Below are 23,106 nucleotides of genomic sequence, written 5' to 3'. Positions count from 1 at the left end.
TCGGCGCTTGCAGCACCGCAGGATCGCCGCCTAAACATCAATCCCCAGACGAGGCCGTCTCTCCTTAATTCGACGACCAGTTTTGCGCCAAATGTTCTGACGACGGACAGGGTGACGTCGGCGGACGAGTCCGTAACCATCGTCGGCGCGGGCTTGGCTGGACTTGCCTGCGCCATCGTTCTGGCGCGCGCCGGCCGACCGGTCATCGTGCGCGAATGGCACAAGAGCGTCGGCAGCCGATTCCATGGAGACTTTCAAGGGTTGGAGAACTGGAGCGACGACCGGGACGTCCTCGACGAACTGAGCAGGGCGGGCATCGAGACAAATTTCGACAGTCATCCGATCCGTGACGGCACCGCCTTCGACGCCTGGGGGAGGGCGTATCGTGTCCACGGCGACCGGCCGTTCCATTATCTTGTGCGGCGCGGTGGCGACGACGGAACCCTGGATTCGGGCCTTCTGGAGCAGGCCATCGAGGCCGGCGTCGAGGTGCGGTTCGGCGACCGGGTCGAGGACCCCACAGGATCGACCGTTTTCGCGATCGGGCCGAGAACAGCCGATGCCATCGCCACCGGCTACGTCTTCGAGACCGACCATCCAGACGGTAACTGGATCGCCTTCAACGACCGACTGGCGCCGCTCGGCTACGCCTATCTCCTTATCCAGGAAGGCCGCGGCACGGTGGCGAATTGCATGTTCACTGGCTTCAAGCGCCAGGCGGAACATGTAGAGCGTACCGTCGCGTTCTTCGTCGACAAGACCGGGCTCGCAATGCGCAATCCGCGACCCTTCGGCGGCTACGCGAATTTCCGCCTGCCGCGCACGGCCCTCCAGGGCGGGCATCCGGTGATCGGTGAGCAGGCGGGGTTTCAGGACGCGCTGGCCGGTTTCGGCATGCGCTATGCCCTGCGCTCCGGAATTCTGGCCGCCCGCAGCCTGATCGAGGCGGTCGATTATACGCGGCTGTGGCAGCGGGAGCTGCTGCCGCTGCTTCAGACAGGCGTCAGCAATCGCTACATCTACAATATCGTGGGCGAACGCAGCCGGCGCTGGGCTCTGCGGGGCTTGAGCCGCTCGGATACGACCGCGAAGCTGCGGCGGCTTTACCGCCCCTCGGTTCTGACCCGTCTGGTCTTTCCGATCGCACGCTGGCGCTACCGCGTGCCGCTCGGCGATCCCAGTTGCGACCATGTGGGCTGCGACTGCGTCTGGTGTCGCCACGGGGTAGGCCACGTCGCGACGGGTTTCGACCGCTGATCGTACTGGTAGGAGCAGGCTCCGAAATGGAAGTCATCGATCTGAAGGGCCGGAAGGGTCTGGTTGTCGGCATCGCCAACGAACACAGCCTCGCCTGGCCGAGATCGTCCGCCCCTCGCGCCGGATGCGTCACGAAAGCTGTAACGCCGCAAATCCTGATCCGTCTGTAGAGACACAATACCCCGGACCGGGGATTGGGATAGGCATCGCCGCAAGCGGGCGATGGAGATTTCGATGATGGAACGACTGAAAATCGCTCTGCCGGTAATGGCGGGCGCAATGGCCTCCTTGCCGACCTTGGCACAAGCTTCGACGGATCGGTCGCTCTACTGGGATCCCGGTTGGGATTGGGGATGGGGACACATGATTTCCGGTTCGCTGATGATGATCCTGTTCTGGGGCGGCCTGGTTGTGTTGATCGTCCTCGCGGTCCGTTGGGCGGGCAGCGGAGCATCACAGGGAGGCGGATCGCCTTCGTCGACCAAGCGCGGGCTCGATATCCTTCGCGAGCGCTTCGCCCGCGGTGAGATCGACCGGCAAGAATTCGAGGAGCGCCGGAGCCTGCTGGCTGATTGAGACGGCCGTATACGCGCCAGCCGGCGGAGAAAGAACGTCATGACCAGGACGCCAGGATAGCCCGATGAACAAGCACGAGCCTCAAGATCACAGTCACCATCAGCATGGCCATGCCAGTGTTTCGCCGGATGACCGGACGGTCAAAGACCCGGTTTGCGGAATGACGGTGGCTCTGGACCAGGGCAAGCCATCCCGAGAGTATAGCGGCGAAACCTATTATTTCTGCTCGCAGAAATGTCACGACAAATTCGCGGCCGATCCGGAAAGTTTCCTGTCCGGCAAGCCCGAGCGAAAGGAAATGCCGGAAGGCACGATCTACACCTGCCCAATGCATCCCGAGATCGAACAGGTCGGTCCCGGCGACTGCCCGATCTGCGGCATGGCGCTGGAGCCCAAAGGCGTGCCAGTTGGTGAGGAAGGACCGAATCCGGAGCTCGTCGACTTCACCCGCCGGTTCTGGGTCGGCGCCGCGCTGACCGTGCCGCTGCTGATCCTGACGATGACGCCTTATCTGGGCATCACATTCTTCAGGGAGCTGTTTGGTGAGCGGATGTCGCTATGGATCGAGGTCGTTCTCGGCACACCGGTGATCCTCTGGTCGGGTTGGCCATTCTTCGTGCGCGGCTACAAGTCCTTCAAAACGATGAACCTCAACATGTTCTCGCTGATTTCGATGGGCGTCGGCGCCGCCTATCTGTTCAGCATCGTGGCTGTTTTGTTCCCGCAGATCTTCCCCGACGGGTTCCGCGATCTCGAGACCGGCTCGGTCGGCGTTTATTTCGAGGCTGCCGCAGTCATCGTCACGCTGGTCCTCTTGGGCCAGGTAATGGAACTGCGAGCACGCGAACAGACGGGGTCGGCGATCCGGGCGCTGCTCGACATGGCGGCCAAGACGGCGCGGTTGATCCGGCCCGACGGGACCGAGGAGGAGATTCCACTCGAAGATGTCGTGGTCGGCGACCGGCTGAGAGTGCGCCCCGGCGACAAGGTTCCGGTGGATGGCGAGGTGGTCGAGGGTCGTTCCTCGATCGACGAATCGATGATCTCGGGCGAGCCGGTGCCGGTCGAGAAGACGCCCGGCGACCCGGTGACCGGGGCCACCATTAACGGCACTGGCAGCTTGGTGATGGAGGCCAAGCGCGTTGGTGCCGACACCATGCTCTCACAGATCGTCGAAATGGTCGCCAACGCCCAGCGCTCGCGCGCGCCGATCCAGAAATTCGCCGACATGGTGGCCGGCAAGTTCGTGCCGGTGGTGATCGGCATCGCCATCCTGTCTTTCATCTCCTGGGCGGTCTGGGGGCCGGAGCCCGCGCTCGCATACGGTCTGGTGTCGGCGGTCGCCGTGCTGATCATCGCTTGCCCCTGTGCGCTGGGTCTCGCGACGCCGATGTCGATCATGACGGCCACCGGGCGCGGCGCCCAGGCTGGCGTCCTGATCAAGAACGCCGAGGCCCTGGAGCGCTTCGCCAAGGTCGACACGCTGATCGTCGATAAGACCGGCACATTGACCGAGGGCAAGCCGAAGCTGGTGGCGGTGCTGCCGGAAGCCGGCCATGACGAAGCCGACGTGCTGAGGCTGGCGGCGAGCCTCGAAAGGGGGTCGGAGCATCCGCTGGCCGAGGCGATCGTCGCCGGGGCGCAAGAGCGCGGCGTCGAGATGGTGAGCGCCGACGATTTCGAGGCGGTCACCGGCAAGGGCGTGAAAGGCGTCGTCGACGGCAAGGCGGTGGCGCTCGGCAACGCCAAGCTGATGGTCGATCTCGGGCTCGACGGCGGGCGCCTGTCCGAAACCGCCGACGCGCGCCGCGACCAGGGCGAGACGGTGATGTTCGTGGTGCTCGAAGGCAAGATCGCCGGCCTGGTCAGCGTCGCCGACCCCGTCAAGGAGACGACGCCGGCCGCTCTGAAGGCTTTGCACAAGCAAGGCTTCCGCATCATCATGGCGACCGGCGACAATGAGCGCACGGCAAAGGCAGTGGCCGGGCGCCTGGGCATCGATGAGATCCGCGCCGACGTGCTGCCCGAGGACAAGGCCCGCATCATCAAGGAACTGCAGGCCGAGGGGCGCAAGGTGGCGATGGCCGGCGACGGCGTCAACGACGCGCCGGCTCTGGCTCAGGCCGATGTCGGCATCGCCATGGGCACCGGCGCCGACGTCGCCATCGAAAGTGCCGGCTTCACCCTGGTGAAAGGCAATCTCGACGGCATCGTGCGGGCGCGCAAGCTCAGTCGCGCGACGATGAACAACATCAAGCAGAACCTGTTCTTTGCGCTGATCTACAACTCCGCGGGCGTGCCGATCGCGGCGGGTATCCTCTACCCGTTCCTCGGCATTCTGATCGGACCGATCTTCGCTGCGTTTGCGATGAGCGCCTCGTCCCTGTCCGTCGTGCTCAACTCGCTACGGCTGCGCCGCGTGAAAATCTGACGTGGAACCTGCCGACCTGGATGCTCTGGTCTTCGCACTCGGCGCGGTCGTGCTGATCGGCCTCGGTTTCTTGGGACGCAGGCGCGAGGCTTGACGCACCGTCGCTGCGGCGGGTTGCGCTGAATCAATCAAAAAGGCGCGGGAAAAACGTATCAGGTCTTCGGCAGGTCGGTTTCGGCCTTTTCGATGATGTCGGTTGTGGAGGGACGCGCCCATGTGCCTGTCAGCCCCGGTCAGCTTTGCCGCAAGCGTGTTTCTGGTCGGCGGCGGCGTCTTCGCCAGTTGGAAGGCCGCTCAGATCAACACCCGCTACTTGCCGGTGGCGCTGATGCCGCTTTTCGCCGGTATCCAGCAGTTCATGGAGGGTAATGTCTGGTGGGGGGTGAACACCGGCGATTCCTTCACCGTGCTTTGGGGCGCGATGGGGTTTATCTTCTTTACCTGGTTCATGTGGCCGATCTGGATCCCGTTTTCGGTCTACGTATTGGAACCGCCGGAGAGCTCGCGCAAGCGTCTGTTCCTTGCGTTCACCGTGATCGGCGTCGCCTTCGGGTTGGCGCTCTACATTCCGCATGCCATCTACCCCGACTGGATCAGCGTCACCGTCAACCGCGATTCGCTGGCCTACGAGGGGACCATGCTGCTCGACTACATGATGCCGCGCTGGGTTACCTATGTGATTTACCTGTTCCTGATCATCGCGCCGCCGCTCATGTCACGCTACCTACACATGCGCTATTTCGGGCTCACCATCATCGCGGTCGTGGTCGTGGACATCTGGTTGCTGCGCTATGCCTATATCTCGTTCTTCTGCCTTCTGGCGGGCTTCGGGACGCTGCATCTGATCTACATCATCCTGCGCGATAAATGCGCTCGCGAATGCCCATTGCTGTTCGCATGATGCCGCGGCCGGGCTGACCCGGAGAGCAGATCGATCGTTGCCCCAAGATACGGATCGATTCCATCCAGGCCGCTCCCGCTCGGCAACGGGGCCGCATGGGGCGGCGGCCTGTCGTCCGAATGGTCCATTGGATCTGGACGATAAACGAGCCCCTTGTGAGAGACGCGACAGCTGTAACGCCGGGCGGTGTCGTGCGTCTGTATACCCGATCGGCCGGAAACACCCTTTGGTGCAGGGTCTAAAGGATAATCGCACGCCCCGCAGTCGAGCATCTTCCGCGGCGATTGGCAAAAGAGCAGGCGGCCCGAATGCATCGTGCTTCCTGGCCTCTTCCTTGGTAGCGACGCCACCATGATGGCGTTGGAAAGTGTGCCTTGTGGTTTTAGGCGCTTCGCGATTCTTCGCGCAGGCCGAAGGAGTTGTCGCATGCAGCATCGCGATTCAGAACCTACCGGTTTTTGGAGATCGCTGGCCGGCATTGCTCTGCTCGTCTTTCTCGGAGCTGCCGGCTTCATGCTGCTCTATGAGCGTCGCTTCCACATTCCTGGAGACTACTGGCTACTCGGGGGTTTGGTGGCGATCTGTGTGATGATGCATTGGTGGATGCACCCTGGCCATGACGGGAGCCAGGGGCACGGCGGATCGTCGGATGAGGGAAGGGCTTGATGGTGGAGACAGCCTCTTACGGCCTCTGGTTCCTGGTCGTCGTCAACTCGGCGATCTTCATCCTGTTCGCCTTCAGCTTCTTCAAGCCGAAAACCGGGCGGGACTGGCGATCGTTCGGCGCTTTCAGCGCGTTCCTGGTCGCCCTGTTCACCGAGATGTACGGCTTTCCGCTGACGATCTATTTCCTCTCCGGCTGGCTGCAGACCAATTACCCCGGCATCGATTGGCTCACCCATGATGCCGGCCATCTTCCTGAAATGCTGTTCGGCTGGCGGGCAAACCCACATTTCGGGCCTTTCCACCTTCTGAGCTTCGTCCTGATCGGCGGCGGCTTCGTTGTTATCTCCTCAGCATGGCGCGTCCTTTACAGGGCGCAGCAGCAACACGGACTCGCGACCACGGGTCCATATGCCCGCGTCCGGCATCCGCAATATGTCGGCTTTATCCTGATCATGCTCGGCTTCCTCTTCCAGTGGCTGACCTTGCTGACGCTCGCGATGTTTCCCGTTCTCGTCTGGATGTACATCCATCTGGCCCGAGAGGAGGAGCGGGAAACGTTGGCTCAGTTTGGGCCGGTTTACGCGGAATACGCACGGCGCGTACCCGGCTTCGTGCCGCGCCTGCTGGGCCGCCGGACGGGAGAGGTCACACGATGAGCCATTGGCAAATGCTCCGATCCGGTCCGGCCAATTCTGATCATGGCAAAGCGTTTGAAGGTATCCTGTCGTGATCACCGAAGCCTCGCCAACCGAAAGAAGCAAACCGAAGGAGAAGTTCATGAAAAACTTGACGATAACACTGTTGGCCGGTGCGCTCGCGCTCACTACGCCCATCGCTCGCCAGGCCTATGCCGCCAGTGACGGCCAGGGATCGGGAATGATGAACCAGAATATGATGAGCCCCGGCGTCGTGGTCCCGAAGATGGACGCTGCCCGCGGCAAGCAGCTGTTCGCCAGCAAGGGCTGCGTCGTCTGCCATTCGATCAACGGCGTGGGTGGGGAGGACGCGCCACCGCTCGACGCCGCGACGATGCCGAGTCCGATGAATCCGTTCGACTTCGCCGCAAAAATGTGGCGGGGGGCGGAGGCGATGGTAGCTCTCCAGCGTGAGGAACTCGGCGATCCCATCGAACTCAAAGGGCAGGAGTTGGCCGATCTCATCGCCTTCGTCCATGACACGGACGAGCAAAAGACGTTCTCCGAGGCTGACGTTCCGTCCCGGATCAAGGAGTTGATGGAACACATGCCGGATGAAAATCCGCATGATGAAGGCGGCGAAGACACCAAGGAGTGACGTGACGGCGACGGTCCGCCGTGCGCGCAAAAAGGAGGCATTGCGATGTCAGAAGACATGAGCGGCTCCGGATCTCCGGCCGAAGGGGCCGGAGCGAACCGCCGCGATTTCCTTTACATCGCGACCGGGGCGATGGCGGCGGTCGGCACGGCGGTGGCGCTGTGGCCCTTCATCGACAGCATGAACCCGGCGGCGGACGTGCTGGCTCTGTCCTCGGTCGACATCGACCTCTCATCCGTCGAAGTCGGCCAGCGGATTACGGCGATGTGGCGGAGCAGGCCGGTGTTCATCGCCCGCCGGACACGCGACGAGATCGCGCGGGCCAGGGCGGATGACAACGATCCGGGCCTGATCGACCCGGCGACCGACGCCTCGCGGGTGGTTCGGGAGGAATGGCTGGTCGTCGTCGGCGTCTGCACCCATCTGGGTTGTATTCCGCTCGGCCAGGACCCGGCCGCGCCGCGCGGTGACTGGGGCGGCTGGTTCTGTCCCTGCCACGGCTCCGTCTACGATACGGCCGGCCGGGTGCGCCGCAGCCCCGCGCCGCGCAATCTTGATGTGCCGCCTTATGAATTCCTCGACAACGGCGCGGTGCGGATCGGTTAGAGCCGGGAACGATAATTGGAGAGCGAAGATGCCACGAGGGCTCCGCCTTATCAGGCATCCTTTTGCCTGAAGATATGAATGGCCATCCCGAACAGCGGAATACCGATCGCGAGCAGCGCCAGCGCGCTCGGCCACAATTCGCGGATTCCCACGCCTTTCAGGAAAATCCCCAGCGTCACGTCCATGTAGTGGCGCAACGGACTTGCCAGGGAGGCGATCTGCAGCACTTCCGGCATGCTCTCGATCGGCGCCAGCGTGCCGGAGAGGAACATCAGCGGAAACAGCCCGAAGAACGCCAGCAGCAGCGCCTGCTGAAGGGTCCGGCTGACGCTGGCGATCAGGACGCCGATGCCGATGGCGCTGAGCAGAAAGATCGCGGTGAGGCCGAGGAACAGGAGCAGGCTGCCGCGCAGCGGAATGCCGAACCACCAGACGATCAACAGGCTCGGGAACACCGAAAGAAGGCCCATCACCAGGGTCGGCAGGGTCTTGGCGACGAACAGTTCCGGCGTCCGTATCGGCGTGACGCGCAGCTGCTCGATCGTTCCCGCCTCCTTCTCGCGCACGATCGACGCGGCCGGATGGATGACGCCCACCATCAGCGCCGCGAGCGCGACCATCGACAGCACGACAAAGGCGGTGAAGGTCTGGTCGCGATTGTACCAGACCCGCACCATCGGCACCGGCCCCGCCGCCGTCCCGCCGCCGCCGTTGCCAATGGCCGCGACGCGCCCGACGATCTCCAGGGCGTAGCCCCGTGCCTGGGCCGCCATGTTGGAATTCGATCCGTCCAGCAGCAATTGCAGGTTCGGTCGGCGATCGCCCAGAAGATCGCGCTGGAACCCCGGCGGCACGATCAGCGCAACCCGCGCGCGTCCGGCCTGCAGCCAGACGCCGGCCTCCGTGGCGCTGGCTGGCCGGCCGGCATCGGCAAAAACATCCGTTGCAAGAAACCCCTGCACCAGCGTGCGACTTTGCGGACTGCGGTCCAGATCGACGATTGCCAACGGCATGTTCTCGACCTCGAAGGACAGCGCGTAGGCGCAGATCACGACCTCGGCGGTGTAGAGCCAGAGAATCAGGACCAGCATCAGCGGATCGCGCAGGAACTGCAGCAGCTCCTTGACCAGCAGCCCCGCGAGCCGCGCGCCCATCATGCCACCTTCTTTCGGAACCGCCAGACGGCCAGCGCGAAGATCACCAGCGTATAGGCCAGCAACAGCAGGACCGACGGCCACAGTTCGGCCAGGCCCGCCCCTTTCAGGACCACACCGCGCGAGAAATCGACGAAATACTGCGCCGGGAAGAGCCGCGTGTAGAGCTGCAGCACGAAGGGCATGGTGAAGATCGGGAACAGGAAGCCGGAAAACAGGAATGACGGCATCAGCGAGATGATGAGCGCCAGCAGCATGGCGGCGAGCTGGCTGTTGGTGAGCGTCGAGACCAGCAACCCGATGCCCACGGTGGTGAAGACATAGACCAGGCCGACCCCCAACAGCAGGGCGAGGCCGCCCTTGAGCGGCACCGCGAACCAGAGGAAACCCACCGCGATCACCATGACGATCTGCAGGAACGCGATCAGCCCGTAGGGAATCAGCTTGCCGGACAGAAACTCTGCCGGCGTAAGCGGCGAGGCGAATATCTGCTGGATCGAGCCGCTCTGCTTTTCACGGGTGATCGCGAGCGCGGTCAGCAGCGGTGGAAAGGCCATGAGAATGACGCCGAACAGGCCGGGCACGACATAGTTCACGCTGCGCAGCGAAGGATTGTACCAGACCCGCGCCGCCACCTCGATCGGCGGTGCGGTCTGCGCACCGAAGCCGGCGATGATCGCCTTGGCATAGGCCGCCACCAGATTGGCCGTTGCCGAGAATGTCCCGTCCACCAGCGCCTGAACCGGAGCGGGTTCCCCCCGCGCCAGATGGTCCGCGAAACCTGGCGGAATGATCAGCGCAAGCTTGACGGCGCCGCGTTGCAGCGCGGTCTCGACCTCGATCGCGCTCCGATAGCCGTCGTTTAGGAGGAAGTAACCGCTGGCCACGAAGCGATCGACAAGTGCCCGGCTCTCCGCCGAGCGATCGTGGTCGAGCACGCCCATCGCGACACCGTCCACATCGAACGAAATCGCGTAGCCGAACAAAAACAGCATCACCAGCGGCATCAGCAATGCCACCGCGACGGTCACGGGATCGCGGACGATTTCCTTCGTCTCTTTTTCAATCACGGCCAAGATGCGTGACAGCTTCATGAGGCGGCCCTCTCGGAAAGGGCGGTGACCCGTTCACGCTCCATGAAGGCCAGAAAAACATCCTCCGCCGTTTCCAGGGAACGTCCAGGAAAATGCGCGCGCAGCGCCGGCAGATCGCCGTTGGCGATCAGGCGGCCTCTATCCATCAGGCCGAGACGATGGCAATAGGCCGCTTCCTCCAGATTATGCGTGGTCACGAGAACCGTCATTCCCTCCTCGGCGAGAATCCGGATCAATCGCCAGAACCGGAATCGGGCCAGCGGGTCGACGCCCGAGGTCGGCTCGTCGAGGAATAGCGCCGCCGGACGATGCAGGATGCCGCAGCCGAGCGCCACGCGCTGGCGCACCGCTCCGGACAGGCGCGCCACCATTTCGCCCCGCTGGCCACCGAGTCCGGTCATCGCCACCGCCCAGCCAATGGCCTCGCGCGCCTCGCGCCGCGACAGCCCATAGGCGCTGGCGAAAAATGACAGGTTTTCGCCGACGGTCAGATCGGGATAGAGCGAAAAGCGCTGCGACATATAGCCGATCCGCTGCCGCAGGCGACGCGGGTCCGACAAAACGTCGACTCCGGCCACCGTCGCGCTGCCCGCCGAGGGCGGCAACAGCCCGCAGAGCATGCGGATCAGTGTCGTCTTGCCGGCGCCGTTTGCCCCCAGCAGGCCGAAAATCTCGCCCGGCGCGATGGCGAGGGTGACATCACCCACCGCGACGAAATCGCCAAAGCGGCGGGTCAGCCCCTGTGTACTGATCCCTCCCGGCACGCCTCCCGCCGCATCGGTGATCGGCCGGGCGACGACTGCGCTCCCGGTTTCGTCCGGCGCGGCCTCATCACCACGCAGGATCGTGAACACATCCTCCATCCGCGGTTCCGCCGGTGCGACAAGTCCAAGAGCCTCCAGACGCGCACGCCCGACCTGGGACAGATCGGCGTCCGGCTTCATCACGAAACGCACGCTGTCGGCGCGCCACTGGATGCCGAGAACCCCGGCCATCCCGTGCAGTGCCGCCTCGGATTCCGCGGGCCGGTCCGAGACGACGGAATAGACATGTCCTTTCGCCCGCGCGCGTAGCTCTTCGGGTCGCCCGCGCGCGATCAAACGGCCCTGGTCCAGAAACGCCACGCGATCGCACCGGTCGGCCTCGTCCATGTAGGATGTCGAAAGCACGATCGTCGTTCCCTGAAGGCGGAAATCGCCGAGGATCTGCCATAGTTCCCGGCGTGAGAGCGGGTCGACCCCGAGCCCCGGTTCGTCGAGAAGCAGCAGCGTCGGTTCGTGGATCAAATTGGCGCAAAGCGCGAGCTTCTTGCGCATTCCCCCCGACAGCGCCCCCTCCCGCCGGTCGAGAAAGGGCGCCAGCCCCGCCATGTCGAGCAGCCGGCGGCGCCGGGCCATATAGACGTCGCCCGGCACACCGCGGATCTTGGCGGCGAAGGACAGGTTCTCGGCCACGGTCAGCCGGTCGTAGAGCGTGAAGCCCTGGGCCATATAGCCGATCGCCGACGTGATCCGAGCGGCCTGCTTCACCGTGTCGTGACCCAACACCCGGCACCGGCCTTCGCTCGGGTCGAGGATCGCCGCGAAAAGCTGCAGGAGCGTCGTCTTGCCCGCGCCATCCGCCCCGACCAGACCGACGATCTCGCCAGCACCGATCTTGATGTCGATGTCGCTCAACGCCCGGAGTGACCGATACCGGCGCCCGAGCCCCTCGGCCTCGATGACGATATCGTCGGTTGCCATGGCCGGTCGTCTCCTATGTCGGCACGAACAGCCGCTCGGGCCATCCGGCGTCGGGTTGCCACAGGATCCAGGCATCGGTCGGCATCCCCGGTTTCAGCACGCCGTCGGGATTGTCGATCGCGAGCATCACGCCGAAGACCAGGCGGACCCTTTCGTCCGGCATGTGGATGTCACGCGGTGTGAATTGCGCGGTCTGATCGACCCGCGCGACCCGCGCCTCGAACAGCCGGTCGGGAAAAGCATCCACGCGCAGACGCGCGGGCGCGCCGAGTTCCACCTGTCCGATCCGGCTTTCGGGAATGAAGACGCGGACCTCCGCTCTGGTCAGATCGAGCAGCGTGACCAATGGCTGTCCCGGTCGAACGAATTCGCCCGGTTCGACCGCCTTGATTAGCACGGTGGCGGTCAGCGGCGCGGTGATGCGGGTTTTGGATATCTGGTTGTCGAGTAGGTCGATTTCGCGCCGCACGGCGATGATGCGCTTGCCCATCGCGGTTGTTCCGGCCTCAAGCGCCGTCACATTGCCTTGCGCGGCGTGAAACCCATTCTGGGCGACTTCCAGCGTCTGGGCCGGGACCGTGCCGCGTTCCTTGAGTTTCCGCACCCGGTCCAGTTCGCTCCGGGCCGTGCCAAGGTGGTGCTGGGCCACTTCGAGTTCGCTTTCCGCGCGTTTGAGCTCCGCCCCGAGGGCTTCGATCTCCGCTTCGGCGCGCGCCTTGTTCAGCTTGGCATCAGTGTCGTCGAGCCGCACCAGCAGGGCGCCCTCGGCGATCAACCCGCCTTCGACGAGGTTGCTTTCGACAACGCGGCCGGCCACTTCGGCGGCCACCCGGATTTCCGTGCCCTCGACGACGCCATTTCCGTAGACGACCTGCTCGGGAAGCGGCGGGGGCCGGAGATAGACATACAGACCGTAGGAGCCTCCCGCGATCAGGAGAAGCACGATCGCCGTCCAAATCCAGGTCTTGCTCATCCCGGCTTTCCCCCTTGCTGAGAAGGATATTGGTCACTGCTGCGAGGCCGCGACGGAATCGTCCGAGGGCACAGACCAAGCCCTTGTTCTCTAGAGCCGCGTGAACAGGTAAAAGCCGGTCTGTTTGGACATGCGCGCCTCAGCATCCATGTCGAGCGCGGCGGTGGCGCCCGTGAGAGTGCCGGCCTTGCCTTCATACTCCCAGTTCGGGCCGCGCAGAAATCGCGGCAACCGCGCGTCTTCACGGACGACGCAGATGATGGCGGGTTCATCGCTTCGGTGAAACAGGTTGAACATGGATCGCCTCCGTTATTGCTGGGTGCTTCGTGCGTCACGACAAAAGCTTGGCAACGGCGTCCGTCCATGTCGGCGCGGCGCCGTCATTGCACCAGGCCGGCCAGGGTCGGATACTTTCTGGTCGTCCTCATGCGGGCTCGCCGAGCGCTTCAGTGACAAGACCGATGCCGAGGGTCGCATCGGTCTTGGCCATCGATTCCCGCGCGCTTCCGAGGATTCCCGTCAGCGCCCGGATGGCGTCGATCGTCTCGGGAATGACGATTGCCTGATTGTCGACCATGTAGGCGTAGAACAGTTCGTCGCCCTCCACCTTGAGCATGTCCGCCCAGAGTGCCACCTCGTAGAGATTGTCGTGCGGCCGGCCGAGATCGGCCATCAATTCCTTCACCGTGTTAAGCGCGGTCAGCCCGGCGTCCATGCGGATCAGGGCGATACGGGCCGATGAGCGGAAGGCGTCGAGCACGTCCTCCTTGGCCGCCGGCCGGGTCAACTGCACGGACCAGTAATGCAGGTGCGCCAAGGTCTCCGGCACCTTCACCGCCATCGTGACGACGTCGAGTGCAGGGTCGACGCTCCGGGCGTCGGGTCCCTGGTGGCTCGGGATCTCGGGCTCGGGCACGAGCGTGTTCATGATGCCGCCGAGATGGCTCTCCCAGGGATCGGTCGCGCGCCGCAGCAGCGTTCCGCGCGCGCGAAGAAGCAACCCGGCATGCTTCAGCGCGGTCAGCGTGCGGACGATCGCGGTGGTGTTGCAGGAGACGACGCGGGTTGCGTCGCGGCCGATCGCCGTCGCGTAGCTCGCCTCAGCGACGAAGGAATGGCCGGTGACCTCATGCTTCTCGCCGCCCTGGACGATGAATTTGATGCCTCTCTTGCGGTAGCGCTCGACATTCTTCGCCGCGATCCGCTTCGGCGTGCAGTCGACGACCACGTCGGACGCCGCGAGGAGGTCGTCCAGCGTGCCGGCAACCTTTAGCCCGACCTTACTCATCGCCGCGGCAGCATCGGTCGTAGCGGCATGCAACGCAAAGCCCTTTCCCGCCGCCACGCGCATGCGCCAATCGGCGCCCACGTCGGCGATACCGACCAGTTCCATATCGTCCTGGAGGGCGACGGCCGCGGCGACACGCTTGCCGATCACGCCGTAGCCATTCACGGCGACGCGGATTTTGCCGATTGCGGTCATCTTGTCCTCGTTTTGGTTCGAGATGGCTGTTCAAGGCGGCGAAACGAACATCGCGTATCGCCATCTTGGTTTCGCTGCCCCGGCTGACGCATCACGAATTGCCGCCCACAGGGCAACTCGGATCGCCTCGTTGGCGGGCTCACAGGAAAAGACGGAGGAGGGGACAAAACGTTACAGGGACCCGCGAGCGCTACCGGCCAGCCGCGTCCAACGGCCTCAATGGTGCAAGTCAACTCCTGACGATGATTGTCAGCTTTCACCTCAGATAGGCTTCGACGGCATAGCGGCGCATCATGCGCTGGCTGTTGAAGCGCGGTCCGATCTTGCTGATGGCCTGTTTCATCATTTCGATCCATTGAGGCCTATCGTCGTAGTAAGTCGGCAGCACGACATTCTCGAGCTTGGCATACAGCGCTTCCGAATCCTCCTCTCCCGTCCCGGGGCTGCCATCGCCGATCGCCCAGCCGGTGACACCTTCCCGCCAGGCCTCGATCCACCAACCGTCCAGGGCGCTGAAGTTCAGAACCCCGTTGAGGGCCGCCTTCATTCCGCTGGTGCCGGAAGCTTCCAAAGGCGGGATGGGCGTGTTCAGCCAGATATCGGCTCCCGCCACCATGGTCTGTGCCGCGGCCATGTCGTAGTTCGGCAGGAATGCCATCGGGATTTGGTCCGAAAGATCGGCGATCCGGCGGTGGATGTGCTCGATCAGCTGCTTTCCCGGCGCGTCGCTCGGATGCGCCTTGCCGGCGATCACGACTTGCAACGGGTAGCGCGCATGGATCGCCCTCAGCCGTTCCGGATCGGAAAGAAGAAGATCGGGCCGCTTGTAGGCCGTTATGCGCCGAGCGAAGGCAATCAGCGGAACATTCGGATTCATCCGCACGCCGCTCGACCGCTCGATTTCGGCAAGCAAGGCCGATTTCGCTTCCTGGTGGGCCGTCCAGACGGACCCGTCCGGCAACTGGTCCGCATCGGCGAGCGTTTCCGGATTGTGCGCCCAGTCCGGCGCGACCCCGTTGAACAACCGAGCATAGGCCGGATGAACCCAGGTCGGAAGATGGACGCCGTTGGTGATGGCCCGAATGGCGTAGCCGGGGAACATGCGCCGGGTCGTCTGCGCGTGGCGCTCGGCCACCCCGTTCACGTAGCCTGAGAGGTTGAGGGCCAAGTGCGTCATGTTGAGCCTGTCGCTTCCGGCCAGGAGGCGGAGTTGGTCGGGTTCGAGAAAATCGCCCAGCAGGCGTTCGGCGTCGGCATAGGCGAAGCGGTCGTGTCCCGCCTCGATGGGCGTGTGGGTGGTGAAGACGCATTGTGCCCGCACCGGGTCTGCATCGTAATTAAGGGCCCCATCGCCCGACCGGATCGATTGTCGTCTATGCCGCCGCAGCAACGCGGCCGGGAGAAGCGCCGCATGGCCTTCGTTCAGGTGAAAGGTCTCCACTTCGAAGCCGAGCGCCCGCAACAGCCGTTCGCCGCCAACGCCCAGAACGATTTCCTGCTTCAGCCGGTGGACGTCGCCGCCGCCATAGAGCCGGTCGGTGATCGTTCGATCCAAGGGGTCGTTCTGCTCAAGTTGGGTATCGAGCAGGAGGATCGGGATACGATTGCCGAGCGGGCATGTCAGGACATGCAGCCAGGGTCGGATCCACACCGGCCGGCCTTCGATGGTCGCCGCCACCATCGCATCGAGCGGGGCGGCCCAGTCGCCGGGCTCCCACGGGTCGGGATGGTCGATCTGCTCGCCGCCGGGCCCGATCTCTTGGCCGAGATAGCCCTCCCGGCTGATCAACGTGACGAACACCATCGGAAGGTCGAGGTCGGCGGCGGACCGGGCGGTATCGCCGGCGAGGATCCCGAGCCCGCCCGCGTAGGTGTGCATCTCGGGTCGGACCGCGATCTCCATGGAGAAATAGGCGATCCGCGTTCTCTGGAGAAATGGCTCGATGAGGGTCATTCTTCTTCTCGCGTTTGTCGTTGCGATGGCCTTGGGTTGGGCATGCCGGCAACGACGGTCGGAACCGTTGCAACTGGGGCAGCGGCCATGCCGCTTGCGACCGCAGCGCTCATCCGGTTGCCGCCGCTGGGCGCGCGGCGAGCGTTTCCGCTGGCCCGACGCGGCCCACACCTTCGAGCCGCGTGCGCTTGAGCAGGAGCGCGTTGACCGCGACCAGCGCGGAGCTGCCCGACATGGCCAGCGCCGCGACCTCGGGGCTGACGACGAAGGGATAAAACACACCGGCCGCCATCGGAAAGGCGACGACGTTGTAGGCCACCGCCCAGAACAGATTCTGGTGCATCTTGCGCAGCGTGGCGCGCGAGAGTTCGATGGCGCCGAGCACGTCGTAGGGGTCGCTCTTCATCAGCACGACGTCGGCGCTCTCCATCGCTACATCGGTTCCGGCCCCGATGGCGAAGCCGACGTCAGCCTGGGTGAGTGCCGGCGCATCGTTGACGCCATCGCCGACCATGCCGACGCGTTTGCCTTCCGCCTGCAATTGCTTGACCTTGTCGGCCTTCTGGCCCGGCAATACGTCGGCGAACACGATGGCGATGCCGAGTTCGTCCGCGATTCGTCTGGCCGTCCCTTCGTTATCGCCGGTCAGCATCGCCACCTCGACGCCGCGCTCGCGCAGCTTGGCGACGGTCGCCATGGCATTGGGACGCGGCGCGTCGGCGATGGCGATGAGGCCGAGAACCCGGCCGCCCCGCGCCACATGCACGACCGTGCGGCCCTCGCCCTTCAGCCGCTCCGCCTCGTTCGCGAGCGTTCCAAGATCGATCTTTTCCTCGTCCATGAGACGGCGGTTGCCGAGGAAAACGGTTTCGCCCTCGATCTCGGCCTGCGCTCCCATGCCCTCGCGGTTGAGAAAGGCCAGCGCCTGCGGCACGTCGATTCCCTCTGCGCGCTCGATGATCGCCAGCGCCAGCGGGTGGTCGGAGCCGCGCTCCACCGCCGCCGCTGTCCGCAGCACGTCCGCTTCCGCCCGCGCCTCGGCGGTGACGACTTCGACCACCCGCGGCTGGCCCATGGTCAGCGTGCCGGTCTTGTCGAAGACGATAATGTCGAGCTTGGTCGCATCCTCGAGCGCGCCGGCATTCTTGAACAGGATGCCGTTCATCGCGCCCAGGCCGGTGCCGACCATGACCGCCATCGGCGTTGCCAGCCCGAGCGCGTCCGGGCAGGCGATGACGAAAACCGTGATGGTGAGCGTCAGCGCGAACAGCAGCGGCGAGCCGATCCACCAGAACCACGCGGCGAAGGTCGCGAGCCCGATGACGATCGCGATCACCACCAGCCATTGCGAGGCACGGTCGGCGAGCAGCTGCGCTGGAGCCTTGGAGTTCTGCGCCTCCTGCACCAACTTGACGATCTGCGCCAGCGCCGTGTCGGCGCCCACCTTGGTCGCGCGGTATTTAAAGCTGCCGCTCTTGTTGATCGTGGCGCCGATGACCTGATCGCCGGGCGTCTTGTTCACCGGCATCGATTCGCCCGTCAGCATGGATTCGTCGACAAGCGACTCTCCTTCGACGATTTCGCCGTCGACCGGGATCTTGTTGCCCGGCCTGATGACGACGATGTCGTCGGCCTGGACCTCGGCCGTCGGCACCTCAGTCTCGCGGCCGTTCCGCAGGACGGTGGCCATGGGTGGGGCGAGGTCGAGCAGCGTCCGGATCGCCGCCGAGGCGCCGGCGCGTGCCCGCATCTCCAGCCAATGGCCAAGGAGGATGAACACCAGCAGCACCGCCACCGCTTCGTAGAACTGCACGCCGGGGAAGAAGAAGGTCGAGCCGACGCTGAAGACATAACCGGTGCCCACCGAGAGCACGACGAGCACGGCCATGTTGAGCACACCGTTGCGAAGCGCCCGCCAGGCGGCGACGAAGAACGGCCAGCTAGGATAGACGATCGCGATTGTTCCGAGGAAGAACAGCCACAGGTCGAGCTCCAGCCCGAAGGGTGGCGCCGGCGGGGTGAAGATCCCGCCCATGGGCGAATAAATGAAAATCGGCACGGTGAAGGCGAGCGCGATCCAGAAGCGGTTGCGCATGTCGCGGACCATCGCCTGCATGTCGGCGCCCGATTCGTGACCCATTTCTTGCGCCATTTCATCGGGCGCGGGCGCGGTCGACGGCTGGATGGAGGCGGATGGGGCTGGCACCCCCGTGGCGCCGGGTTTGGCGTGCTTGGCATGGCCCTCGTGCGACGCGGGCACCGGGGAAACCTCAGGGGCGCTCTTCACTGCGCCCGGCTTGCAGACGTGGCGCGGCATCACCTCGCCATGGCAGCGGAAGCCACAGGCCTTTATCGTCTGTTTCAGCCTGCCGACGGTCGTCAGCGTCTCGTCAAAGTCGACCGTCACGCTGCCGGAGGCCGGGTTGGAACTGGCGTTTCGCACGCCCCGCACTTGCTTCAGCCGTTTCTCGACGCCCAGATGGTCGAGCTCCTCGAAGAGGCCGCCGACGTCCAATGTCGCTGTGCTCACCATTCATCTCCTTGAAGCGCCCGAACAAGCCTTCCGGCCGTCGGTCGGAGCGCGGATGGTTGGGATTGACCGTCCAGGCGCCGCGACGAGCGGCACCTGTCTTCTGCCTGACCCTTACAGATCTCGGCTACCGCAGCAGCAGCTCCTCGATTTGCCTTGCACCGCCTCTCGCGGCGGCTCCGCCCGCTGCTCCGCGGGAGACCGTCCTGGCGCGGCCGAGGGTTGAACTGTATCGGCTGGAGAGGGCTCTCCATGACCGCAGCACGATCCCTCGCTCCGATTGGCCGAACTGACGCTCGAAGGCTTCGTATCTGTGTGCATTGCCATCATCCTTTCATATGCGTCCGCGCCTCGATCACGGCCGGACCGTCGGGGTACCCGACCTGAATGGAACCGCCATTCATTTCTATAGACGCGAGGACGCCCCCGGCATTACAGTTCCGTGCCGCCCCCCATAATTGCTGCAACGGTCATCTCGGACTCCCGGCGGATTTCGCTCCGCCTATGGCTGCTCCGAAGGTCGGATCAAGTGCCAAGGCGGAGCCTAAGTGACGAGGCTCTTCGGCCGCCTTGGGTCTGCGCAGGCGCCTAAAAAAGTCGGCGTCCAGCCCAGCCGACCAACTCAAGCCCATGCTCACGCCATCCTCGGCCCTGCCACTCGGATAGAATCACTTCCGCTGCTTCCCCAACGTCCCGGTGGTATTGAAAGTGCAACGCCTCCGCCAATTTGCGGTCGTGCGCCAGAAGAATCAGCTCCTGATTGACGAACAGACTCAGGTAATCGAGGTTGGCCGAGCCGATCATGGACCATTCCTCGTCGATGACGGACGTCTTGGCGTGAAGCTGGCGAGGCAGGTACTCGTAAACCCGCACGCCGGCGGCCAGAAGCGGCTCATAGGCGGCGCGGGTTGCCCACCCCGCGGCCAGAGGATCTCCTCGCCGGGGTACGAGCAGGCGCACGTCGACTCCACGTTTCGCCGCATTCTGCAAGGCTGTGTCGACAACTGTTCCCGGACCGAAATACGGCGAGGTCAGAAAAACGTGCTGCCGCGCGTTATCGATCAGCCCGCCGTGCAGGCAGGCGAGACGTTGCCGACAATGGCGCGAATAGCTGGGCACGAGCGATGCCTCTATGCCCGTCGGATGGTCGGGAATGGCCTTGGCCGGAATCCGTGCCGCCCGGTGCCAAAGCCGATCGAAAAGGATGGCAGCGAGCGATGCGAGTTCTCCGGCGACGCGTACATGGGTGTCACGCTGTCGCATTTTACCGTAAAGCCTGCGAGAGTTCACACGGCGGATGTTGAAGCCGCCGAGGAAAGATGGTCGTGTCCCACGAGGTGGTGTAGCTGAGCGGTCATCGAGGGTTCCGCGGTAGGGTCGAGTTGCTGACAACAACCGAACCGATGGATGACCTGGATGACCAAACCCATGATGGACCTGCGCGAGCTGGTCGAGAAGAGTGCTGACGCCGACATTCTTCGCGAGATGATCGGCTTTGCCGCCGAACGGCTGATGGAACTGGAGGTCGGCGTTGCGACCGCGACCGGCGCCAGTTATGGCGAGAAGAACGTCGAGCGCCTGGCCCAGCGCAACGGCTACCGCGACCGCGACTGGCAGACCCGCGCCGGCAGCGTCGAACTGCGCATCCCGAAGCTGCGGACCGGTTCCTATTTCCCGTCTTTCCTTGAGCCCCGACGGGCCGTCGAGAAGGCGCTCGGGGCCGTCATTCAAGAGGCCTACGTGCATGGTGTATCGACGCGCTCCATGGACGATCTTGTCCAAGCCATGGGCGGCACCGGCGTCAGTCGCAGCCAGGTGTCGCGGCTTTGCGAGGACATCGACGAGCGGGTCGATGCCTTCCTGACCCGGCCGATCGAGGGTGAATGGGTCTATCTGTGGATCGACGCCACCTACCTGAAAGTGCGCCAGGCCGGGCGCATCGTCTCGGTCGCGGTCACCATCGCCGTCGGGGTCAATCGCGACGGCCGCCGCGAAGTGCTCGGCATGGCCATCGGCCCTTCCGAAGCCGAGCCGTTCTGGACGGACTTCCTTCGAGGCCTCGTCCGCCGCGGACTGTCCGGCGTCAAACTGGTGATCTCCGACGCCCACGAGGGCATTAAGGCCGCCGTCGCCCGCGTGCTCGCCACGACCTGGCAACGCTGCCGGGTTCACTTTCAAAGAAACGCGCTGGCCCATGCCGGCAAGAGCAGCCGGCGCGTCGTCGCTGCCTTTATCGCCACTGCCTTCGCACAGAACGACCATGCCAACGCCAGCAAGCAATGGCGCCATGTCGCCGACCAGATGCGCGGCAAGTTGCCGAAACTGGCCAGTCTCATGGATGACGCGGAGGAGGATGTCCTCGCCTACATGACTTTCCCGCCGCAGCACCGCGCGAAATTACACAGCACAAATCCGATCGAGCGGCTCAACGGCGAGATCAAGCGGCGCACCGACGTCGTTGGCATCTTTCCGAACGAGAAAGCAATCACCCGGCTCGTCGGCGCTATCCTTATGGAGCAGAACGAGGAATGGGCCGTCCAGCGCTCGCGTTACATGACACTGGAAACGCTGGCTCCCGTCTGCGATGATCCCATCATCAGCCTGCCTGCTGCATGATGGGCTGAGCTGCTCGTCGCTGCCGCGATCCGCGAGGCCAGACGTCAGCTACACCACGCACCGGGACACGACCGGAAAGATTCTCGACCGTCGACCACCAGCAGCTTGCGGTGGTTGCGCTGCAGATATCGGAGCGGGCGGTATAAGTTGAACGAATGAAACCATCTTAACCGCACGCCAGCACCCTCGAGGTTGCGTTCCAGGTCATGGAAAGTCCTGTAGCCGGCCCCGAAAGCATCGAGGTGCAGCCGTACGTGGACCCCACTGCGGGCCTTGGCCGCAAGGGCATCGGCGAAGCGCTGTCCGACTTCATCAGCCGCGAAGATGTAGGATTCCATGCAGATATCTCTCTCGGCGCTCTCAATCGCCTTGATCATCACGTCGTAGAGTTCGTCACCCTCGACGAAGAGAAGGAAAGTACCCCGACCCTCCCGCAACTCAGGCACGCAGATCGTTGAGCGCTCCCGTTCGATTTCGACCTGACGCGCCAGGCTTCCTCGTGTGAGCGGGCGGGTCTGTGCAATTGGTGTTGTGCGGCCGTTCCGGGGTCTCATCGTCCACCGATCTCCTTCGGCAGCTTCGTTTGCAAATGTCCGTTCGGTGCCGTCCGGATCTTGACTCGCCTGTCCAAACTCTATTCGCGTCCTTAAGAGAAGCTGCCCGCTGGCGAAGGTTGGTTGAGCGTACAGGCGGAAAGCGCCTCCAAAGCGTGAACTGATGCGGTGGATGCCCCCACCCAGCGGCATCGTGTATGCCATGACGGTTCTATAGGGACCAAGTGGAGGGTGAATTGATGACCGAGATCAGCATGTTGGCGATCGACCTGGCGAAGGGCAGCTTCCAGGTCTGCGCCGTCGGGCCGGATGGGGCGGTTCTATACAATCGGGCGCTGTCGCGGCCGCGATTGATCGCTCTGCTGACCGATCAATCGGCTTGCGTGGTGGCGATGGAGGCGTGCGCGACGTCGCATCACTGGGGTCGAGTGGCGCAGGCGCACGGTCACGAGGTCCGGCTGATCCCGGCTGCCTACGTGAAGCCCTTCGTCAAGCGTCAGAAGAACGACCGCGCAGATGCCGAGGCCATCGCGGAGGCGGCGTCGCGACCCTCCATGCGCTTCGTGGCGGTGAAGAGCGCCGAGACGCAGGGCCGCGCAGTAGCCTTCCGCACCCACCAGTGCTTGGTGCGGCAAAGGACGCAACTGATCAATGCGCTCCGCGGCCATCTGGCCGAGTTCGGTCTCGTGGCACCGAAGGGGCCGGCGAGCCTCAAAGTGTTGGAGGACGCGCTGGCCGACGAGGCCAGCGACCTGCCTGTCGCGGTGCGAGAGATGGGCGCGATATATCTCGATCAGATCGCGCGGCTTACGGAAGTGATCGAGCGGCTGGCGGATGAACTGGAGGCAGCCTCGAGGACGGACACGGAACTCCGACGCCTTTGCACGATACCGGGGATCGGGCCGGTGACCGCGGGCGCCGTCGCTGCCTTCGCGCCAGATCTCGACACGTTCGACAGCGGGCGCAACTTCGCGGCTTGGCTGGGTCTCGTACCCCGGCAGCGGTCCACGGGCGGCAAGGCCAAGCTGGGGTGCGTCAGCAAGATGGGCCAGACCGACATCCGGCGGCTCCTCATCGTCGGCGCCATGAGTGTGATCCGCTGGGTGGTCCGCAAGGGCGGCAGTCCGAATCGCTGGCTCGCGGGCCTTGTCGCACGCAAGCCGAAGATGGTCGCCGCTGTCGCACTCGCGAACAAGATGGCGCGCATGATCTGGGCCATGAGCATAAAGAAGGAAGATTACCGGATGGCGTGACCTGGACCCCGTCTCAGGAAAAG

General features: G+C 64.3%; 20 protein-coding genes. 10 read left to right on the top strand and 10 right to left on the bottom strand.

Annotated elements, in window-relative coordinates; translation table 11 throughout:
* The 8 genes from VSX60_RS18020 to petA all read left to right on the top strand — a co-directional run.
* On the top strand, positions 1–1,257 hold a 1,257-nt coding region (locus tag VSX60_RS18020), incomplete at its 5' end, for an NAD(P)/FAD-dependent oxidoreductase (RefSeq protein WP_327625646.1).
* Positions 1,258–1,494: 237 nt separating this feature from the next.
* Positions 1,495–1,833: an SHOCT domain-containing protein gene (locus tag VSX60_RS18015; RefSeq protein ID WP_327625645.1), complete on the top strand. Its 339-nt coding sequence runs from the start codon at positions 1,495–1,497 to the stop codon at positions 1,831–1,833.
* A gap of 64 nt (positions 1,834–1,897) precedes the next feature.
* On the top strand, positions 1,898–4,264 hold the full coding sequence (locus VSX60_RS18010; protein WP_327625644.1) for a heavy metal translocating P-type ATPase: 2,367 nt from the start codon (positions 1,898–1,900) through the stop codon (positions 4,262–4,264).
* Positions 4,265–4,478: 214 nt separating this feature from the next.
* Positions 4,479–5,165, top strand: a complete 687-nt coding sequence (locus tag VSX60_RS18005; RefSeq protein WP_327625643.1) for a DUF6629 family protein — start codon at positions 4,479–4,481, stop codon at positions 5,163–5,165.
* Positions 5,166–5,591: 426 nt separating this feature from the next.
* Positions 5,592–5,831, top strand: a complete 240-nt coding sequence (locus tag VSX60_RS18000) for a DUF2933 domain-containing protein (protein ID WP_327625642.1) — start codon at positions 5,592–5,594, stop codon at positions 5,829–5,831.
* Positions 5,831–6,487 carry a methyltransferase family protein gene (locus VSX60_RS17995; protein WP_327625641.1) on the top strand — a complete coding sequence of 219 codons (657 nt, stop codon included), beginning with the start codon at positions 5,831–5,833 and terminating at the stop codon, positions 6,485–6,487. The genes VSX60_RS18000 and VSX60_RS17995 overlap by 1 nt, the downstream gene beginning before the upstream one ends.
* A gap of 121 nt (positions 6,488–6,608) precedes the next feature.
* On the top strand, positions 6,609–7,124 hold the full coding sequence (locus tag VSX60_RS17990; protein ID WP_327625640.1) for a c-type cytochrome: 516 nt from the start codon (positions 6,609–6,611) through the stop codon (positions 7,122–7,124).
* 45 nt (positions 7,125–7,169) lie between these two features.
* Positions 7,170–7,730 (top strand): ubiquinol-cytochrome c reductase iron-sulfur subunit, encoded by a 561-nt coding sequence (gene petA / locus VSX60_RS17985; RefSeq protein WP_327625639.1) that lies wholly within the window; start codon positions 7,170–7,172, stop codon positions 7,728–7,730.
* 50 nt (positions 7,731–7,780) lie between these two features.
* Here the strand turns inward: petA and VSX60_RS17980 are convergent, their stop codons facing one another.
* The 9 genes from VSX60_RS17980 to VSX60_RS17940 form a co-directional block, all read right to left on the bottom strand.
* Positions 7,781–8,884 carry an ABC transporter permease gene (locus tag VSX60_RS17980; RefSeq protein ID WP_327625638.1) on the bottom strand — a complete coding sequence of 368 codons (1,104 nt, stop codon included), beginning with the start codon at positions 8,882–8,884 and terminating at the stop codon, positions 7,781–7,783.
* Positions 8,884–9,978 carry an ABC transporter permease gene (locus VSX60_RS17975; RefSeq protein ID WP_327625637.1) on the bottom strand — a complete coding sequence of 365 codons (1,095 nt, stop codon included), beginning with the start codon at positions 9,976–9,978 and terminating at the stop codon, positions 8,884–8,886. The genes VSX60_RS17980 and VSX60_RS17975 overlap by 1 nt, the downstream gene beginning before the upstream one ends.
* The gene (locus tag VSX60_RS17970; protein WP_327625636.1) at positions 9,975–11,720 is read right to left on the bottom strand and encodes an ATP-binding cassette domain-containing protein; all 1,746 of its coding nucleotides are present in this window, start codon (positions 11,718–11,720) and stop codon (positions 9,975–9,977) included. Before VSX60_RS17970 ends, VSX60_RS17975 begins: the two co-directional genes overlap by 4 nt.
* 13 nt (positions 11,721–11,733) lie before the next feature.
* Positions 11,734–12,693, bottom strand: coding sequence for an HlyD family secretion protein (locus VSX60_RS17965; RefSeq protein WP_327625635.1), 960 nt, complete (start codon positions 12,691–12,693; stop codon positions 11,734–11,736).
* A 90-nt stretch (positions 12,694–12,783) separates the two neighbouring features.
* Positions 12,784–12,990, bottom strand: a complete 207-nt coding sequence (locus VSX60_RS17960; RefSeq protein WP_327625634.1) for a hypothetical protein — start codon at positions 12,988–12,990, stop codon at positions 12,784–12,786.
* 127 nt (positions 12,991–13,117) lie between these two features.
* Positions 13,118–14,176, bottom strand: coding sequence for a type II glyceraldehyde-3-phosphate dehydrogenase (locus VSX60_RS17955; protein ID WP_327625633.1), 1,059 nt, complete (start codon positions 14,174–14,176; stop codon positions 13,118–13,120).
* Between the two features lie 256 nt (positions 14,177–14,432).
* Positions 14,433–16,130 carry an alpha-glucan family phosphorylase gene (glgP, locus tag VSX60_RS17950; RefSeq protein ID WP_327625632.1) on the bottom strand — a complete coding sequence of 566 codons (1,698 nt, stop codon included), beginning with the start codon at positions 16,128–16,130 and terminating at the stop codon, positions 14,433–14,435.
* 109 nt (positions 16,131–16,239) lie between these two features.
* Positions 16,240–18,663: a heavy metal translocating P-type ATPase gene (locus tag VSX60_RS17945; protein WP_327625631.1), complete on the bottom strand. Its 2,424-nt coding sequence runs from the start codon at positions 18,661–18,663 to the stop codon at positions 16,240–16,242.
* A gap of 585 nt (positions 18,664–19,248) precedes the next feature.
* Positions 19,249–19,923, bottom strand: a complete 675-nt coding sequence (locus VSX60_RS17940) for a phospholipase D-like domain-containing protein (RefSeq protein WP_327625630.1) — start codon at positions 19,921–19,923, stop codon at positions 19,249–19,251.
* A 153-nt stretch (positions 19,924–20,076) separates the two neighbouring features.
* Between VSX60_RS17940 and VSX60_RS17935 the strand changes: the two genes are divergently transcribed.
* Positions 20,077–21,276, top strand: coding sequence for an IS256 family transposase (locus tag VSX60_RS17935; RefSeq protein WP_327625629.1), 1,200 nt, complete (start codon positions 20,077–20,079; stop codon positions 21,274–21,276).
* Between the two features lie 44 nt (positions 21,277–21,320).
* Here the strand turns inward: VSX60_RS17935 and VSX60_RS17930 are convergent, their stop codons facing one another.
* Entirely contained in the window at positions 21,321–22,034 is a 714-nt protein-coding gene (locus VSX60_RS17930) for a phospholipase D-like domain-containing protein (protein ID WP_327625628.1), read from the bottom strand.
* 35 nt (positions 22,035–22,069) lie between these two features.
* Here VSX60_RS17930 and VSX60_RS17925 point away from each other — a divergent pair, with 35 nt between their 5' ends.
* The gene (locus VSX60_RS17925; protein ID WP_327625647.1) at positions 22,070–23,083 is read left to right on the top strand and encodes an IS110 family transposase; all 1,014 of its coding nucleotides are present in this window, start codon (positions 22,070–22,072) and stop codon (positions 23,081–23,083) included.
* Positions 23,084–23,106 lie beyond the last annotated feature (23 nt).

The sequence above is a fragment of the Aurantimonas sp. A3-2-R12 genome (genome assembly GCF_036016755.1).
GTDB classification, from domain to species: domain Bacteria; phylum Pseudomonadota; class Alphaproteobacteria; order Rhizobiales; family Rhizobiaceae; genus Aurantimonas; species Aurantimonas coralicida_A.
This window is presented reverse-complemented; position numbering and strand designations above follow the sequence as displayed.